General features: G+C 49.4%; 15 protein-coding genes, 1 pseudogene and 1 other annotated feature. Of the genes and pseudogenes, 9 read left to right on the forward strand and 7 right to left on the reverse strand.

The window, feature by feature from the left end:
• Window position 1: 1 nt before the first annotated feature.
• The 6 genes from hisH to hisL all read right to left on the reverse strand — a co-directional run bounded on the left by hisH (window position 2) and on the right by hisL (window position 5,177).
• A complete protein-coding gene (gene hisH / locus AC4PCC_RS07215; RefSeq protein WP_067708371.1) occupies window positions 2-592 on the reverse strand; it encodes an imidazole glycerol phosphate synthase subunit HisH in 591 nt (196 codons plus the stop codon).
• Entirely contained in the window at window positions 592-1,659 is a 1,068-nt protein-coding gene (gene hisB, locus AC4PCC_RS07220) for a bifunctional histidinol-phosphatase/imidazoleglycerol-phosphate dehydratase HisB (RefSeq protein WP_492126888.1), read from the reverse strand. Before hisB ends, hisH begins: the two co-directional genes overlap by 1 nt.
• The gene (gene hisC / locus AC4PCC_RS07225; RefSeq protein WP_492126889.1) at window positions 1,656-2,747 is read right to left on the reverse strand and encodes a histidinol-phosphate transaminase; all 1,092 of its coding nucleotides are present in this window, start codon (window positions 2,745-2,747) and stop codon (window positions 1,656-1,658) included. The genes hisB and hisC overlap by 4 nt, the downstream gene beginning before the upstream one ends.
• Entirely contained in the window at window positions 2,744-4,051 is a 1,308-nt protein-coding gene (gene hisD / locus AC4PCC_RS07230) for a histidinol dehydrogenase (RefSeq protein ID WP_492126890.1), read from the reverse strand. The genes hisC and hisD overlap by 4 nt, the downstream gene beginning before the upstream one ends.
• 2 nt (window positions 4,052-4,053) lie before the next feature.
• Window positions 4,054-4,953, reverse strand: coding sequence for an ATP phosphoribosyltransferase (gene hisG / locus AC4PCC_RS07235; RefSeq protein WP_067708359.1), 900 nt, complete (start codon window positions 4,951-4,953; stop codon window positions 4,054-4,056).
• A gap of 79 nt (window positions 4,954-5,032) precedes the next feature.
• Window positions 5,033-5,154 (reverse strand) — a sequence feature (His leader region).
• Entirely contained in the window at window positions 5,130-5,177 is a 48-nt protein-coding gene (hisL, locus tag AC4PCC_RS07240; RefSeq protein WP_156485023.1) for a his operon leader peptide, read from the reverse strand. Its footprint overlaps the feature before it by 25 nt.
• A gap of 177 nt (window positions 5,178-5,354) precedes the next feature.
• Between hisL and AC4PCC_RS07245 the strand changes: the two genes are divergently transcribed.
• The 8 genes from AC4PCC_RS07245 to AC4PCC_RS07280 all read left to right on the forward strand — a co-directional run bounded on the left by AC4PCC_RS07245 (window position 5,355) and on the right by AC4PCC_RS07280 (window position 13,707).
• Window positions 5,355-6,182 carry an SDR family oxidoreductase gene (locus AC4PCC_RS07245; protein ID WP_492127466.1) on the forward strand — a complete coding sequence of 276 codons (828 nt, stop codon included), beginning with the start codon at window positions 5,355-5,357 and terminating at the stop codon, window positions 6,180-6,182.
• A gap of 345 nt (window positions 6,183-6,527) precedes the next feature.
• Complete coding sequence (locus AC4PCC_RS07250; protein WP_492126891.1) at window positions 6,528-7,652, forward strand: NAD(P)/FAD-dependent oxidoreductase; 1,125 nt, start codon at window positions 6,528-6,530, stop codon at window positions 7,650-7,652.
• A gap of 4 nt (window positions 7,653-7,656) precedes the next feature.
• Complete coding sequence (locus tag AC4PCC_RS07255) at window positions 7,657-8,658, forward strand: glycosyl transferase family 2 (RefSeq protein WP_492126892.1); 1,002 nt, start codon at window positions 7,657-7,659, stop codon at window positions 8,656-8,658.
• A gap of 14 nt (window positions 8,659-8,672) precedes the next feature.
• Window positions 8,673-9,449: an NAD-dependent epimerase/dehydratase family protein gene (locus tag AC4PCC_RS07260; protein ID WP_492126893.1), complete on the forward strand. Its 777-nt coding sequence runs from the start codon at window positions 8,673-8,675 to the stop codon at window positions 9,447-9,449.
• A 3-nt stretch (window positions 9,450-9,452) separates the two neighbouring features.
• Window positions 9,453-10,274 (forward strand): sugar phosphate isomerase/epimerase family protein, encoded by an 822-nt coding sequence (locus tag AC4PCC_RS07265; protein ID WP_492126894.1) that lies wholly within the window; start codon window positions 9,453-9,455, stop codon window positions 10,272-10,274.
• Complete coding sequence (locus AC4PCC_RS07270) at window positions 10,271-10,627, forward strand: DMT family transporter (RefSeq protein ID WP_492126895.1); 357 nt, start codon at window positions 10,271-10,273, stop codon at window positions 10,625-10,627. The genes AC4PCC_RS07265 and AC4PCC_RS07270 overlap by 4 nt, the downstream gene beginning before the upstream one ends.
• A 12-nt stretch (window positions 10,628-10,639) precedes the next feature.
• Complete coding sequence (locus tag AC4PCC_RS07275; RefSeq protein ID WP_492126896.1) at window positions 10,640-11,449, forward strand: glycosyltransferase family 2 protein; 810 nt, start codon at window positions 10,640-10,642, stop codon at window positions 11,447-11,449.
• Entirely contained in the window at window positions 11,449-13,707 is a 2,259-nt protein-coding gene (locus AC4PCC_RS07280) for a glycosyltransferase family protein (protein WP_492126897.1), read from the forward strand. The genes AC4PCC_RS07275 and AC4PCC_RS07280 overlap by 1 nt, the downstream gene beginning before the upstream one ends.
• A 48-nt stretch (window positions 13,708-13,755) precedes the next feature.
• On the opposite strand, the pseudogene AC4PCC_RS07285 reads toward AC4PCC_RS07280, so the two are convergent.
• A pseudogene (locus AC4PCC_RS07285) lies at window positions 13,756-14,579 on the reverse strand (NAD(P)/FAD-dependent oxidoreductase); the annotation flags it as partial.
• A gap of 608 nt (window positions 14,580-15,187) precedes the next feature.
• Here AC4PCC_RS07285 and AC4PCC_RS07290 point away from each other — a divergent pair.
• Complete coding sequence (locus AC4PCC_RS07290; RefSeq protein WP_492126898.1) at window positions 15,188-16,555, forward strand: APC family permease; 1,368 nt, start codon at window positions 15,188-15,190, stop codon at window positions 16,553-16,555.
• The last annotated feature ends 69 nt before the right edge of the window (window positions 16,556-16,624 follow it).

Consider the following 16,624-nt stretch of genomic DNA (forward strand, 5'->3'; position numbering starts at 1 on the left):
GTTACATCTCCAGAAAGTTTTTCAGCAGCTGAGCCCCGGCAGCCCCGGAGCGCTCCGGGTGGAACTGCACGCCGAAGAAGTTATCTTTCTGCACGGCGGCGGTGAAGGCTTCGCCGTAGCTACACTGTGCGATAGTCCAGGCATTCACCGGCATGGCATAGCTGTGCACAAAGTAGAAATAGGCGCCCTCAGGAATGTCGCGGAAAAGATGGTTACCGGCCTGGGCGGTGATCTGGTTCCAGCCCATATGCGGCAGCGGCAGGCCGTGATCGGTCATGCGGTTAACCGGCTGGTCGATAATGCCAAGCGTCGTGATGCCGCCGGTTTCATCGCTCTGTGAACCCAGCAGCTGCATGCCAAGGCAGATGCCCAGCACGGGCTGGGTGCAGGCCTTAATCAGGTCGATCAGCTCACGCTCGCGCAGTTGATCCATGGCCGCGCGGGCGGTGCCGACCCCGGGCAGCAGCAGCTTGTCCGCCTGGAGGACGATATCAGCCTCGCGGCTGACCTGCGGCTCATAGCCCAGCCGCTCCAGCGCCCATTTTACCGAGGAGAGATTGGCGCAGCCGGTATCCAAAATGACTACGTTCATTACAGCACTCCTTTTGAGCTGGGAAGCGTGTTGCCTTCAACGCGGATCGCCTGACGCAGCGTACGCCCAAAGGCCTTAAACAGACTCTCAACGCGGTGATGGTCGTTCTTACCTTTGGTACGCAGATGCAGGGTGCTGGCCATGGAGTAGGAGAGCGAACGGAAAAAGTGCTCCACCATCTCGGTGCTCAAATCGCCCACGCGCTGATAGTTGAATTCGGCCTTGTATTCCAGATGCGGACGCCCGGAGATGTCCAGCGCGCAGCGGGCCAGGCATTCGTCCATCGGCAGCACAAAGCCAAAGCGGCCAATGCCGCGCTTGTCGCCCAGCGCTTTTAACAGCGCCTCACCCAGCGCCAGCCCGGTATCCTCAACCGTGTGGTGATCGTCAATATAGAGATCGCCTTTCACCTCCACGTTCATGCGGAAGCCGCCGTGGGTCGCAATCTGATCCAGCATGTGGTCGAAGAAGCCCACGCCGGTGTTGAAGCGGCTGTTGCCCTCACGGTCCAGCCAGACTTCCACCTTAATCTGCGTCTCTTTGGTATTTCGCTCCACGCAGGCATGGCGATCGCGCTGGGTTAACTGCTGGGCGATAGCGGGCCAGGTGAGGCCGCTGGCGGAGTAGAGCAGGCCGCCGATGGACATATTGCTGGCCAGCTCCATATCGGTGGCACGATCGCCGATGACATAGCTGTTGGCGGCGTCGAGCCGACCCGATTCCAGCCAGGGGGCGACCAGACGGGTTTTCGGTTTGCGGCAGTCGCAGCCTTCATCAGGCATGTGTGGACAGATCAGGACTTCTTCAAACGCCACGCCCTGCGATCGCAGTACCTGCATCATCAGATTATGCGGGCCGTCAAAATCCGCCTGCGGGAAGCTCTCGCTGCCCAGGCCGTCCTGGTTGGTGATCATCACCAGCGAAAAGCCCGCGCTCTGTAGCGCCAGCAGGGCGGGGATGACGCCCGGCTCAAAGGCCAGCTTGTCCATGCGGTCCACCTGAAAATCTTCCGGTGGCTCAGAAATAATGGTGCCGTCACGATCGATAAAAAGGACTTTCTGACTCATGCTTGCTCCCTGGAAGCGGCGGTACCCGGTAAATTTCTTAGCGCGGCGATCACGCGGTTGCACTCCTCACGGGTGCCGATAGTAATGCGCAGGCAGCCGGAAAGGCCGGGCTGCCGGGACTGGTCACGCAGGATAATGCCCTGTTCCCACAGGGTTTTAAATGCCTGGCTGCTGGCAGTAAAGCGGACCAGTACGTAGTTGGTATTACTGGTAAAGACCTCTTCCACACAGTCACAGCGGCGCAGCTGGCCGATCAGCTCCTCGCGGGTGGCGACCAGTTCGCTTACGTGCTGTTTCATCAGCGCCACGCCCTGTTCGCTCAGCGCCTGGGCCGCGATGTCGGCTACCGGGGTTGAGAGCGGATAGGGGGCAATCACCTTCATCAGTAGGGTAATCACTTCCGCATTCGCCAGGGTAAAGCCGCAGCGCAGCCCGGCCAGCGCGAACGCTTTTGACAGCGTACGCAGTACCACCAGGTGCGGGTAGTCTTTCAGCCAGCCCGCGACGGAGGCCGACGGACAGAATTCAATATAGGCTTCATCAGCGACGACCAGCGCTTTGCCCCGCGTCATCTCCAGCAGCTGGCGCAGATCGTCCGGGTTGACCAGGTTGCCGGTAGGGTTATTCGGGCTGCAAACGTAGATCACCTTCACGCCGTCCAGCCGTTCCGCAATGGCGGGCAGGTTTAGCTGCCAGTCCTCGCGGGCTTCTACCGTACGGACTTCCACGCCAATGGTTTCCGCGCTGACGGCATACATCCCATAGGTGGGTGGGCAGAAGAGTACCGCATCCTGACCCGGCTCGCAGAAGGCCCGGATCACCAGCTCAATGCCCTCATCGGCGCCACGGCAGACCAGCACCTGATCCGTGGCCAGGCCGGCATAGCGGGCGTAACGTTCAATAACCTGCTTTGGCTGACACTCTGGGTAGCGGTTCAGCGTGTTCTGGCTGAGCTCAAAAGGCACCGCCAGCGGGTACTCATTGGCATTTAGCCAGACGTCGCCGTTGCCGCCAAGGCGTCGCGCGGAAAGATAAGGCGTCAGCGCACGCACGTTCGCTCGGGCAAGTTCTTCTATAGAGGTGCTCACTGTTTCTCCTTTAGCGCGGCAACGCGCAGCGTAACGGCATTTTTATGGGCGGTCAGCTGTTCTGCCGCAGCCAGAATCTCAATGGTCGGCGCCAGGTTTAAAAAACCCTGAGGCGTCAGCTCCTGCACCGTCATGCGCTTCTGAAAATCTGCCAGGCCCAGGCTGGAGCAGGTGGCGGTATAGCCATAGGTTGGCAGCACATGGTTAGTGCCGGACGCATAGTCCCCGGCTGACTCCGGCGACCAGTCGCCGAGGAACACCGATCCGGCGCTGGTGATGCTATCTACCAGTTCACGCGCCTGGCGCGTCTGAATAATCAGGTGCTCCGGCCCATAGCGATTGCTGATCTCCACGCACTGCGCCAGGTCAGCGGCGACAATCAGGCGGCTGCTCTCCAGCGCCTTACGGGCCGTCTCTGCACGGGGCAGAGCAGCGAGCTGATTTTCGACCGCCTGCGCCACCGCTGTTGCCATCTGCCGTGAGGGCGTCAGCAGGATCACCTGCGAATCCGCCCCGTGCTCAGCCTGCGAAAGCAGGTCGGAGGCGACAAAATCCGGCGTCGCCTGCTCGTCGGCAATCACCAACACCTCTGACGGTCCGGCAGGCATATCAATCGTCGCCCCGTCCAGCCGCTGGCTGACCTGCCGTTTGGCTTCAGTCACATAAGCATTGCCCGGCCCGAAGATTTTGTCCACCCGGGGCACGGAGGCGGTGCCAAATGCCATGGCGGCGATAGCCTGCGCGCCACCGACCTGAAACACCTCCTGCACGCCGCAGAGCTTAGCGGCATAGAGGATTTCATCGGCAATCGGCGGCGGTGAACAGAGCACCACGCGCCCACATCCCGCAATCCGCGCCGGCGTGGCCAGCATCAGCACGGTAGAGAACAGCGGCGCCGACCCGCCGGGAATATAGAGGCCGACTGAGGCCAGCGGGCGGGTGACCTGCTGGCAGCGCACGCCCGGTTGGGTTTCGATATCTATCTTTGGCAGGATCTGCGCCTGGTGGAAGGTATCGATATTGCTTACGGCAACGGCCATCGCCTGTTTGAGCGCATCGCTGAGTCGATCGGCTGCGGCATCCATCTCCGCCCCGGAGACGCGCAGTGCATCTGGCTGGGTTTTATCGAAGGCCGCGCTGTAAAAACGCAGCGCTTCGTCCCCTTGAGCTTTTACCCGGTCGAGGATCTCGCGCACGGTATGAGTAATATTTTCTGCGGCAAAGAGTGCCGGGCGCGCCAGCAGCGTCTGCTGCTCATCCGCGCTACAGGCCTGCCAGTCAATGGGCGTCGCGAAATTAGCCATGGTTACTCCATCATCTTCTCAATAGGGAGCACGAGGATAGAACTGGCACCCAGCGCTTTTAGTTTTTCCATGGTTTCCCAGAACAGGGTTTCGCTGCTGACCATGTGCATGGCCACGCGGCTCTTATCGCCCGCCAGCGGCAGCACGGTAGGGCGCTCTGCGCCCGGCAGCAGGGAAATAATGTCATCCAGGCGCTCGCTCGGCGCATGCAGCATGATGTATTTAGATTCACGCGCCTGAATCACCCCCTGAATACGGGTCATCAGCTTGTCGATTAGCGCCTGCTTCGCGGCGGGCATCTCGCCATCGCGCTGGATCAGGCAGGCTTTGGAACGGTAAATCACCTCGACCTCACGCAGGCCGTTGGCCTCCAGCGTCGCGCCGGTAGAGACCAGGTCGCAGATCGCATCGGCCAGTCCGGCGCGCGGGGCCACTTCTACTGAGCCATTCAGCAGGCAGGATTTGAAGGCCACGTTCTGTTTATCGAGGTATTTTTTCAGCAGGTGCGGATAGGAGGTGGCGATTCGGGAGTTTTGTAAACACTGCGGGCCACTGTACTCATCGTCAACCGGCATCGCCAGCGACAGGCGGCAGCCACCGAAATCAAGGCGACGCAGGGTAAAATAGCGGGGATCTTCACCCTGCGCACGGCGGGTCAGCAGCTCCTCTTCCAGCACGTTTTCACCGATGATCCCCAGGTCAACCACGCCGTCCATCACCAGGCCGGGAATATCGTCATCACGTACGCGCAGGATATCTATGGGCATGTTCTCGGCGAAGGCGATCAGCCGCTGCTGCTGAAGGTTAATTTTAATGCCGCAGCGGGAAAGCAGTTCGCGTGAATCATCGCTTAAACGGCCTGATTTCTGCATAGCTATGCGTAAACGGGTGTTATCTAACATCGGTAATTATCCTCATATCCTGTCTGCTGCTACCTGCGGTTATCGCCAGTTCATCTCTTCTTACCCGGATGACGCCCATAAAAAAAGCCCCCGGGAGAGGATCTTCCGGGGGCTTCTCTTGCGTTCTGCACCACTGGAAGATCCTAAACGTCTTCCAGCACACATCGCCTGAAAGACTAGTCAGGGTGATGGTGATGATGGTGAGTAAACTGAACGCGTGTCATAAATTATCCTGGATGAATGTATATTCATTTCGTGTCCATTAACCTAACCAGGATAAACGCCTCGCGCAACCCTTTTTTGTCAACGGCGAAAAGATTTGCTCACCAACTGAATATTGTCAGCGGGCGCGGGCTGGCGTAATTTTAAGGAATGATATGGATGACTTCTGGAGTCACAGGATGAAGAGAGTAGCGATAGTAGGTTTAGGCTGGTTAGGTATGCCGCTGGGATTGGCATTAACCGCGCGCGGCTGGCAGGTCACCGGCAGTAAAACAACGCAGGACGGCGTTGATGCGGCCCGGATGTGCGGCATCGACAGCTACCTGTTGCAGCTGACGCCCGATCTGCTGTGTGATGCTGACGATCTCGATGCGTTAATGAAGGTTGATGCGCTGGTGATTACGCTGCCCGCCAGCCGCACCGCCGCAGGGGGAGAGGGCTATCTGCTCGCGGTGCAGCAGATCGTTGATACCGCGCTGGCCTATGCTGTTCCCAGGATTATCTTCACCAGCTCAACGTCGGTTTACGGCGGCAGCGCCGGCGTGAAGAAGGAGAGCAGCCCGCTTATGCCAGTGACGGATGCGGGCAAAACGCTGAGGGAGCTGGAAGACTGGCTGCATCAGCTGCCCGGCACCTCGGTTGATATTCTGCGGCTTTCCGGGCTGGTGGGACCAGACCGCCATCCGGGCCGCTTTCTGGCGGGTAAAACCAATCTGGCCGACGGGCAGCACGGCGTTAATCTGGTGCATCTGGATGACGTTATCGAAGCCATTACCCTGCTGCTGCAGACGCCGAAGGGCGGGCACATCTACAACCTGAGTGCGCCCGCGCATCCTGCCCGGCAGGATTTCTATCCCGCTGTTGCCCGGCAACTGGGACTGGAAGCGCCTGTTTTTCGGGCTGAAGAAGGGACTGGACAAGGTAAGACTATTGATGGCAGTAAGATCTGCAGCGAGCTGGGGTTTGAGTATCAGTATCCTGACCCGGCGAAGATGCCGTTGAAATGAGTAACGTATGCTAATGGCAAAATGTTATTTTAAGGCCTGAAATTCTGGTCAGTTGTTCTTTTGCTAACCATTGATTATGCTATGGGTTTTGCCAGGTTTTATCATAAAATGTTCTTGAATTGATAAAATTAGCCATTGTTAAAATCTGTATGGTATTTATGATAAAAAGAAAAAAATCAATAGGTTGAATGGGTTGCATGCTTAAGGGTATCTTAGCAATAACTCTGTTCTCTTTATTTACGTTTTCTTTTCAAAGTTCAGGCAGTATGATTGAGTAATTAGTAAGAATTTTCTGAACAGATCCTGTTGTAATTTTACTTCTTTTAAGTTGCAGGTTTTGCGGTGATGGCTAAAAGTACACATTCCAAGATTGTAATTGCAGGCGGTGGATTTTTTGGCTTGTATGTTGCAGAACAACTGGCCCTGAAAGGTTGCCACGTTACATTATATGAAAAAGCGGATGAGTTGATGTCCAGGGCTTCGTATGTCAATCAGGCCCGGGTTCATAATGGATATCATTACCCCCGAAGCATTCTCACAGCATTAAGGTCCAGGCTATCTTTCCCTCAATTCGTCACTGAGTTTAAAGATTGTATTGATAGCGATTTTCAGAAATATTATCTAATTTCCAGCCACCTTGGAAAGGTAAGTGCTGACCAGTTTAAACGGTTTTGTAGCCGCATTGGTGCCGACTGTGAGGAAGCACCAGCAAAAGTTCAACGGCTTCTCAACCCTGCTATGATCGATGCTGCTTTTACCACCACTGAGTATGCTTTTGATTCGCATAAGTTGCGTGAAATAATGTTAGATCGATTACAGGCTGCCGGGGTTAATGTAGTTAAAGGGGCGGTCGTCGAGAGGGTGGCACCCCTTGAGAAAGGTCTGGCAGTGCAAGTTACTAAGGGAGGTGTACAAGATGAGATTTACGCCGACCATGTTTTCAACTGTACCTACTCCCGCATTAACTATTTACTTAACGCTTCCGGTGTTGAACTGATCCCTCTGAAGCATGAGATGACAGAGATGTGCCTGGTCGATGTACCTGATGATTTAAAAAAAATGGGTTTTACCGTGATGTGCGGTCCTTTCTTCTCTGTTATGCCTTTCCCTTCAACCCCCTGGCATTCCTTCAGCCATGTTCGGTATACCCCCCATTATCAATGGGCTGATGGTAAAAATGAGTCCTACAGAGACACTCATGAGAAATATGACTCAGCTCAGAAAATGAGCGCATGGCGCTACATGATTGCTGACGCACAGCGATATATTCCTTCTTTAAGTGAATGTCAGTACAAAGAATCAATATGGGAAGTGAAAACGATATTGCCCCGCAGTGACTCAGATGATTCAAGGCCAATCTTGTTTAAAGCAAATCATGGGTTGCAAGGTCTGCACTGCATCATGGGTGGGAAAATAGACAATATTTACGATGCTCTTCAAGAAATAGAGCGGGTCATTAGATTGAGTTAATACAATGAAAAGTGAATCTTTTGTTTCAGTGGTCATTGTCGTGCAGACTCGTTTACAGGATATACATTCAACACTGCTTGATGTACATCATATTCTGGACGAGAATTATACTGACTATGAAGTGGTTATTATTGCTCCAGGCATTAATTCTACGAATGCACAAGATGAAGATCTTATCCTGAAAAACATACCAAGTGTACGGTTAATCCATCTTTCCACTGAAGTCTACATCGATGTTGCCCTGGCCGCCGGGCTGGAAAATGCGATAGGTGACTTTGTTGTACTCTGGAATCCTTATGCCGATCCTGTAAATGTCATTCCTGAAGTCGTGAGTCAATGCCGGGCTGGGAAGGATGTCGTTGTTGGGGTAACTACCCGACCAAAATCTTTCTCCTATCGAATAATCCGTCGTCTGGTCAATATGACATTGCGGGCTATAGAGTATGACTTACCAACAAATTCCACCGGATTACGTGGTCTGAGTCGCAGAGCGGTAAATGCAGTGACTCGCGTAGGGCGTTTCCATCATCAATTTTATTTGCGTATCCAGAAAACAGGTTATCCTGCAGGAGCTTTTCCTTACACGCCCTTTAATGAAGCTGAGGGGATGGGGATGTTGAAATCAGTCAGGCGTTTACTGCGTTTGATGGTGTTCAACTCTTCCCGACCGCTACGTTGGATGTCGGGCATTGGGTTCTGTGGCAGCCTTGCAGCATTTATTTTCGCCAGCTATAGCGTATTAATCCATTTATTGAATGGTCATGTTGTAGAGGGGTGGACAACACTGGTGCTCTTTATGTCACTGCTTTTCACCCTACAGTTCATCATGATGGCTTTTTTCGGGGAGTATTTAGGACGACTTCTGGATGAAAGTAGCGATCAATCCGAGTACGCTGTTGTTTATGAAAGAAATAGCGACGTTATGCTGAATGCAGATCGGGTGAATGTGTTGAGTGATTCGATTTCTCCAGAAACTAATCTGGTGCAAACTGGCCGCGATAACTGAATTTGAGGTGAAAGATGGATGCTCTAATTGGATTTTCTGGTTTTGTTGGTTCGACGTTATTAAAACAGCGTGGTTTTCAGTCACTGTATCGCTCAACAAATATTGAAGATATCTGTGGTGAAACTTTTGACATTGTTGTCTGCGCTGGCGCACCTGCTCAGAAGTGGTTAGCTAATAAAGAACCTGTAGACGATCTGAACAAAATAAACTCTTTAATCGAAAAGCTTAAAACAGTTAAGTGCAAAAAATTTATCTTGATCAGCACGGTGGATGTTTTTAAGATCCCGGTAAACGTTGATGAAAACAGCCTGGTGGATGAACACGAATTGCACCCATATGGCTTGCACCGCCGTTACCTTGAAAAATTTGTCAGTGAAAATTTTGACGACTCTCTTATCGTGCGCTTACCGGGTTTAGTGGGACCAGGATTGCGGAAAAATATTATTTTTGATTTTCATAACGATAACAATCTTAAACAAATCGAGAGTCGTGGTGTTTTTCAGTTTTATCCAATGATTAATCTTTGGTATGACATCGAAATAGCAATTAAAAATCAGTTGAAACTGGTCCATCTTACGGCAGAGCCGGTATCTGTCGCCGAGATTGCTAAGGATGGTTTCGGATTCAATTTTGAAAATGAAGTCGTTGATAGTCCTGGCTATTATGCAATGAAAAGCCTCTATGCCAGCCTTTTCGCTGAAACGGCAAAAGATTATCAGTACAGCAAGCGAGAAACTGTAATGGCTGTTCGTGCTTATGCCCAGTCAGAAACTAAAGATAAGCGGTCATAAGATATGAAAATATCCATTTCTAATATAGCCTGGGATATCGAAGAAGACACCCAGGTAGCTGCATTGCTTAAGAAGTATCATGTAGATGCTATCGATATTGCACCGGGAAAATACTTTCCTGATGTTCTGACGGCTACTGATGAGCAAATTGATGCTGTCAGGAGATGGTGGAATGAGAAGAGGATTTCTATCACAGGAATGCAGTCTTTGCTTTTTGGCACTAAGGGATTGAATATTTTTGATAATGAAGAAATTCAGGGGCGTATGCTAAAGCATCTGGACGCAGTTTGCCGGATCGCCTCAGGAGTTGGCGCAACGAAATTGGTCTTTGGCTCCCCTAAAAACAGAGACAAAAAGCAACTGAAAGATGATGAAGTTAAAACGATCGCTATCGATTTCTTTCGACGTCTGGGTGATATAGCAGATCAGCATTCCGTTGTAATTTGTCTTGAACCCAATCCAACTTGCTATGGTGCAAACTTCATGACCACCTCTGTGGAAACTGCTGAAGTTGTTGCAGCTGTAAATCACCCTGCGATCAAGATGCAATTAGATACAGGCGCAATGACTATTAATAATGAAGATGCCTCAGAACTTCTCAACAAATACAGTATGTTAATCGGTCATGTTCATATCAGTGAGCCTGGACTAGTTCCTCCCGGGAAAGAAGGGGGAGATCATGCAAAATTTAGTCGGACAATTAATAAATATTTACATGAGCATTATGTCACCATAGAAATGGTAGCAACTAAAGAACAACCACATACCGAATCAGTTGAAAAAGCGCTGGCTTTCGTTGTCGCTCAATACGGAGAAGTAAGATGAAGTGGTTGATCCTGTTACTAGGTATAGCCTCCAATGGTTCAGCCAGCGTATTGATTAAGATGGCTATGATTCCGCCAAGGAAATTCCCCTCGCTGAGCGATCCCATGTCTGCGCTACATAATTGGCCTTTTTGGCTTGGATTAGGGTTATATGGCATGGCATTCGTACTCTATGCAGCATCACTGGCCTTTTTACCTCTTAATGTGGCTCACCCGATTTTAACGTCTGGTGCAGTAGCTTGCGTAGCACTGCTTTCTTTTCTGATATTTCGGGAACCTTTTTACTGGACAACAGCAGCCGGAATATTTTTAGTGATCGCAGGTGTTGTTCTGATTACCGTTAAAGTGAAATAAGGGATATAAAAAATGACAAATAAAAACGTCCTACCTGACTGGCAAGTTCCAACTTATAATATCCAGTTATGGGAAGGAAAAAAGAATCCCTGGTGTGTGGTTATTCCTGTTATTAACGAAGGAGATCGCATTACCAATTTGCTTAGCCGAATGGCTGCACTGAATGTAGCTTCTTATGCCGATATCATTATTATTGATGGTGGCAGTAAGGATGGATCCCTGGCATTAGAAAAGTTGAAATCTAATGGTGTAAGCGGTTTACTTTTAAAAACAGGCACAGGAAAACTCAGTGCACAGTTGCGTTGCGCTTATGCGTTTGCCCTTGAACACGGATATAATGGCATTGTTACCATTGATGGCAATGACAAAGATGATCCTGAAGCCATACCACGTTTTATTTCTGCTATGGAAGAGGGCGTGGATTTTGTACAGGCATCCCGTTTTATTAGCGGTGGAGTAGCAGAGAATACGCCTAAATCCCGACATTTCGCTATTCGTTTAATTCATGCTCCATTACTGAGTCTTTCATCTGGTTTTAAATGGACTGATACCACGCAGGGGTTTCGTGCATATAGCAGCAAAATGCTTCTTGATCCTGAGATTGCACCGTTCAGAAATATATTTATGAGTTATGAGCTTTTGGCCTATCTGTCTTATCGCGCACCTAAGTTAGGGTATAAATGTCTCGAGTTAGCTACGGTACGTAAATATCCTAAAGGTGAAGTTCCGACTAAAATTAGCAGCTTCCGTGGCAATTATGCGGTATTAAAAACCTTATTTGATGCATGCTTAGGTAAGTTCAACCCGAAAGGAATTGAATAATGTTGAAGGCAGCCTTTAAATTTGATTTCATTAAAAATGATTTGAAGCTATTTGCCATTCTTTTTAGCGTTTTGTTCGCATATTTACATGCATTCCCATTGAATGGTAACTCCATTCAAGGCGTAGAGCAGTGGATTAACATGACGAACCAGATGTTTTATGGTAATGAGGATTTTCTTTTCAGTTATGGACCTCTCTATTGGTTAACGGGTGGCACTGTTACTCAGTATACTGAATTTGCTTACTGGGTATCCTTAACTTTCATGAGTCTGGCCGCAACTGTATTTTGGTATTATCTGATTAAATTATCAGATTACTTTTCTGCCTGGCTTCCATTTGTAGTCATCTTTTTTCTATACCTCAATAAAATAGTTATACCCCCAATTTTTTTGCTTTTTCCTTTTCTGATGGTTGCATATTTTGAATGCATCTCAAAAAAAACATTTAACCACAGAACTGCAGTCATGCTTGGGGTGCTTGTGGGAATGTTATTTTATGTCAGGTTCCTCTATGGAATGATTGGTGCGGCTACTTTTGGTAGTTATCTCGTATCTAAAGCTATCTACCACCGGAATATAAAATCAACGCTGCTATTTTCTTTTTCTTTACTCATTTCATATTTAATTTTTGGGTTAATTATATTCCATAATGTCATAAGTATTAAAGAGTACGCTATCATAAATTCACAGCTTAACTTTGGTAATGCTGTGGATATGACCTATGATAATGTGCTGGGTCGTGATATTTGGTTTTCTTTCTTTATAATATTTGTAGTAATAAATGCTTTTTTAATATTTAATTATCCATCGTTATTATTAACTTTCAATGGATTGATGATTATTTTTATCAAGTTGGGATTTGGCAGGGCTGATCACTATCTTAATTATTTCATTATACCTGTTTCAGTTTTGGCAATGATAGCCTGCTTCAACCATAAAAAATTATGGCGTGTCGCTTTTGTCGGCGCGGTATGTTGCTTAGTTTATATTTCAAGTGCTAAGGTTGTCACTGGTTATTCAATTCCTGCACCGCTCTATACTCATGAAGATTTCGATGTTAAGCCAATGGACAGAGTGGCGAAAAAATATTATAAATATCTGCTGCCAGCAGATGTTATGAAGATTATCGGTTCACAAAGCATTGATGCATATCCTTATAATAATGAGTTTTTGTTTGCTAATAAATTAAATTACCAGCACAGGCCATTGTTTCAAAACTATATGACGCTGACTCCTGTTCTGGATAATTTAAATAAAACATTTTTTGAGCGTAAGGATAAACCGCAGTTTGTATTGTGGCATGCCGGACAGAACTGTTTTGACGAAACCTGCAACAGTTTCGATGCTTTTGATGGGAAATATACCCTTAATGAAGACCCATTAACATCGACGGCTATTATGCTTAATTATCATGTAATCAAAAACTTTATTGATAATAATCATAAGCCTGTAATGTTGTTGGAGCGAAATAATGAATCCCATGTATATGAATTACCTCGTGAAACTTCCCATCAGGCTACCTTTGATAAGTGGATCGATGTTCCAGATAACGAGAATGGAATCGTTAAAATTATTCCCGCCTTTAAATTAAGTACGTATGCCAGAGTTAAAAATCTTATCTACCGCGGAGACGTACTCTATGTGCACTATCTTATGAGTAACGGAGAGGAAAAGAAGTATCGATTGAATGTTTTGAATTCTTCTGATGGAGTTGTTGCATCACCTCTTTTAAGCAGCTTCCCTTTCCAGGGTGAGAAAGTTAAAAAGATAAAGTTTACTTCTTTGTCTTCAAATTATTTTGATAAAAACTTTAATTTTGCATGGAGTAACATTCCTTTAGAAAGTGTGGTGATTAATAAATCATCAGTAGGAGAAATATCCTCTGCTGTAGAACATGATGGAATGCCATTAGAAAATCAGTGTGAGGGATTCATAGAAAGTGCAGATTTTTCGCAGGATGAAAAGCAACGTGAAGTTTCAATGCATGGTTGGCTGGCTTTGAAACTTTCCGGCTTGTCTACTCCAGATGAGATATTCATTCGTGGTACTGATGCTGCAGGTAAAGAATACTTTGCCAGGGCGAGAACAGTGGTAAGGAGCGATGTTGCTGAGCATTTTGGTAATGATCAATTGCGACGTTCCGGATTTGAAACACATTTTTTGTTGCCGAAAACAACTGGCGAAAAAGTGGTAAGCCTGGTCGCGCTGAAAGATAAGAAACTTTATCTTTGTAACAATATCAATTATCACTACCAATAATTCACACAGCCCTGGCCTCAGGGCTGTTACTTCAAACTTCCAACCGACTTCCACGCAGCGATTGTTCGGTAAAAGTGACAGCGCTTTATCCGCTGAAAGCGGCTCACTGGTGACAATCTGTGAGCCACAAGGAATACTAATATGAGTCAGTCTGGGTGCAAGATAGACGTTCCTGGCGAAAATGACGGGTTTTGCCGCGACATCGCCCTTTACTGTGCCTACCTGATGCGGATAGACGTAGGTCACAGAGGTTACTTCTGATTGCTCGTAAATCCGTACACCGTGGCGTCTGAGAGCTTCAGCTTCACCCAGAGCCAGATTGAGCGGATGGAGATGCCTGCCACTGTGATCCATAGCCCGCTAACGTAGCGATCGCTGGCAATCTCTCTTTTGATTCCGGCCCGGCCGAGGATCTCCTGCTCATTACTGCCATACTGTTGCCAGCTCTTACGCTAATCTTTAAGCTGCTGCTGCAACTGGCGGTTATTCAGGGCGGCAAAAATTCCTCCGGGGCGGTAATTACAGCCGATTGCATATCGTTCAATCCGATCGCGAACAACCGCCGCGCCCTCAAACATCATGCTGCCTAACAGGCTAGCACTCTCTTTACCGTATCGCTGCTCAATAACATCCACATCCCGGCTGTATGAGTTGACCACCTGGCCGCCATTCCGTCCGCTGGCACCGAAACCCTCTTTAGCCGCCTCAAGCGACACCACGTCGTAACCCGCTTCAGTAAGATACAGGACCGATGACAGGCCGGTGAAGCCGCAGCCAATAATACAAACATCACACTGGATGCTGTCGTTAAGTTGCGGCCAGGGAGCGTGAGGATTAACTGTTGCAGCGTAGTAGCTCTTCACATGTTCCATAACTCCCTCCATGTGATTATCACCGGCCCAGAAGGTGGTCGGAGTATGCGCACTGACAATCCGGCACCGGTGTGCCGAAGAATTGGTGAAGCTCTGGGGACTACCGGTATTAATGACTTAACTTTGCCCGGCCGCCAGGGGCTGGTTTTTACTCTCCTGCGGTGTGCGCGCTAACGTAATTCGCTTCCTAATCCCCCTGACCACATGCAAAGAAATTGCCACTGAAGGCCTTAACCTCTTGTCTTCTTCCATGTATGTAGTGCAAAATGTGCCCCCAGCAAAATGATATCTATAACCGACGCTTATTTGATGCGCCGGTTATTTTTTGGCTGAAAACACAATTGCATTCAAAGAGGCCGGTCCAGAACCGGATAGATACACGCTTTAAACACACTAACGTATCTTGTTGAGGAAAAGAAAGATGGGGCCACACTTCATTACTCCGGCCGCAGCCGGCAAGCACCTGCGCGACGACTACGGCGCCGCGGCAGATTATACCTTTACTCCCACCAGCCAGTCCGTTACCCCAATCAAGAAGAACGCTCGCAATTTGCGAAGTTTCCCTATGGTTCAACCCAGAAAGGTTGACTCTATGGGGAGGCTGAATCATGTCGCTTAATTCTCAGACCTCTGTGGCTCAGCCGCGCGCTCAGCTGAAAAAATCGCTTACCCTGCTGCCTGTGGTCATGATGGGCCTGGCTTATATGCAGCCAATGACCCTGTTTGATACCTTTGGCATCGTCTCTGGCCTGACCGATGGTCACGTGGCCACGGCCTATGCTTTCGCGTTGATCGCGATCCTGTTTACTGCTCTGAGCTATGGCAAGCTGGTACGCCGCTTCCCGTCTGCCGGCTCGGCGTATACCTATGCCCAGAAGGCCATCAGTCCGCACGTCGGATTTATGGTTGGCTGGTCATCGCTGCTGGACTACCTGTTCATGCCGATGATCAACATCCTGCTGGCAAAAATTTATTTTGAAGCGCTGGTGCCTGGCATCCCATCGTGGATTTTTGTGGTGATGCTGGTCGGCTTTATGACCCTTTCAAACCTGAAAGGCATCAAAACCGTGGCCAACTTCAACAGCGTGATTGTAGTGCTGCAGGTAGTGGTAATGGTTGCCATCATGGCGATGGTCATTTATGGCGTCGCTCACGGTGAAGGTGCCGGCACGCTAGTGAGCAGCAAGCCGTTCTGGTCTGAAAATGCGCATGTAGTGCCGATGATTACCGGCGCGACTATCCTCTGTTTCTCGTTCCTCGGTTTTGACGGCATCAGCTCGCTGTCTGAAGAAACGAAAGATGCCGGTCGCGTGATCCCGAAAGCCATCTTCCTGACGGCTCTGATTGGTGGTGTGATCTTTGTTGTGGTGTCCTACTTCCTGCAACTGTACTTCCCGGACATCTCACGCTTTAAGGATCCGGATGCATCACAGCCGGAAATCATGCTTTATGTGGCGGGCAAAGCCTTCCAGTTTGGCATTCTGATTTTCTCCTGCGTAACCGTTCTGGCTTCGGGTATGGCTGCACATGCTGGCGTATCGCGCCTGATGTATGTGATGGGCCGTGATGGAGTATTCCCGGAGCGTTTCTTCGGCTACATTCATCCAAAATGGCGCACGCCGGCTCTTAACGTGCTGCTGGTAGGAGTGATTGCGCTGACTTCGATTACTTTCGATCTGGTTACTGCTACTGCGCTGATCAACTTTGGTGCGCTGGTGGCCTTCTCCTTCGTGAACCTGTCGGTGATTTCGCAGTTCTGGATCCGCGAAGGGCGCAACAAAACGCTGAAAGACAACTTCAACTTCCTGCTGCTGCCGCTGTGTGGCGCACTGACGGTTGGAGCACTGTGGATTAACCTGGAAGAGAGCTCCATGATCCTTGGCCTGGTATGGGGCACAATTGGCCTGATTTATCTGGCTTTCGTTACCCGCAGTTTCCGTAACCCGGTGCCGCAATGCACTGAAGAGCCGATGTAAGATTCCCGGCTTGAAAGAAAAGGGCGCTCCGGCGCCCTTTTTTTATGCCAATAGCTCAGAACTCCGCCA

This window comes from Erwinia sp. L03-1 (assembly GCF_058686115.1).

What these genes read in the sequence shown, in the direction of transcription:
- hisH (WP_067708371.1), bottom strand. Translation starts at nt 592, where the DNA reads ATGAACGTAGTCATTTTGGATACCGGCTGCGCCAATCTCTCCTCGGTA.
- hisB (WP_492126888.1), bottom strand. Translation starts at nt 1,659, where the DNA reads ATGAGTCAGAAAGTCCTTTTTATCGATCGTGACGGCACCATTATTTCT.
- hisD (WP_492126890.1), bottom strand. Translation starts at nt 4,051, where the DNA reads ATGGCTAATTTCGCGACGCCCATTGACTGGCAGGCCTGTAGCGCGGAT.
- hisG (WP_067708359.1), bottom strand. Translation starts at nt 4,953, where the DNA reads ATGTTAGATAACACCCGTTTACGCATAGCTATGCAGAAATCAGGCCGT.
- AC4PCC_RS07245 (WP_492127466.1), top strand. Translation starts at nt 5,355, where the DNA reads ATGAAGAGAGTAGCGATAGTAGGTTTAGGCTGGTTAGGTATGCCGCTG.
- AC4PCC_RS07250 (WP_492126891.1), top strand. Translation starts at nt 6,528, where the DNA reads ATGGCTAAAAGTACACATTCCAAGATTGTAATTGCAGGCGGTGGATTT.
- AC4PCC_RS07255 (WP_492126892.1), top strand. Translation starts at nt 7,657, where the DNA reads ATGAAAAGTGAATCTTTTGTTTCAGTGGTCATTGTCGTGCAGACTCGT.
- AC4PCC_RS07260 (WP_492126893.1), top strand. Translation starts at nt 8,673, where the DNA reads ATGGATGCTCTAATTGGATTTTCTGGTTTTGTTGGTTCGACGTTATTA.
- AC4PCC_RS07265 (WP_492126894.1), top strand. Translation starts at nt 9,453, where the DNA reads ATGAAAATATCCATTTCTAATATAGCCTGGGATATCGAAGAAGACACC.
- AC4PCC_RS07270 (WP_492126895.1), top strand. Translation starts at nt 10,271, where the DNA reads ATGAAGTGGTTGATCCTGTTACTAGGTATAGCCTCCAATGGTTCAGCC.
- AC4PCC_RS07275 (WP_492126896.1), top strand. Translation starts at nt 10,640, where the DNA reads ATGACAAATAAAAACGTCCTACCTGACTGGCAAGTTCCAACTTATAAT.
- AC4PCC_RS07280 (WP_492126897.1), top strand. Translation starts at nt 11,449, where the DNA reads ATGTTGAAGGCAGCCTTTAAATTTGATTTCATTAAAAATGATTTGAAG.
- AC4PCC_RS07290 (WP_492126898.1), top strand. Translation starts at nt 15,188, where the DNA reads ATGTCGCTTAATTCTCAGACCTCTGTGGCTCAGCCGCGCGCTCAGCTG.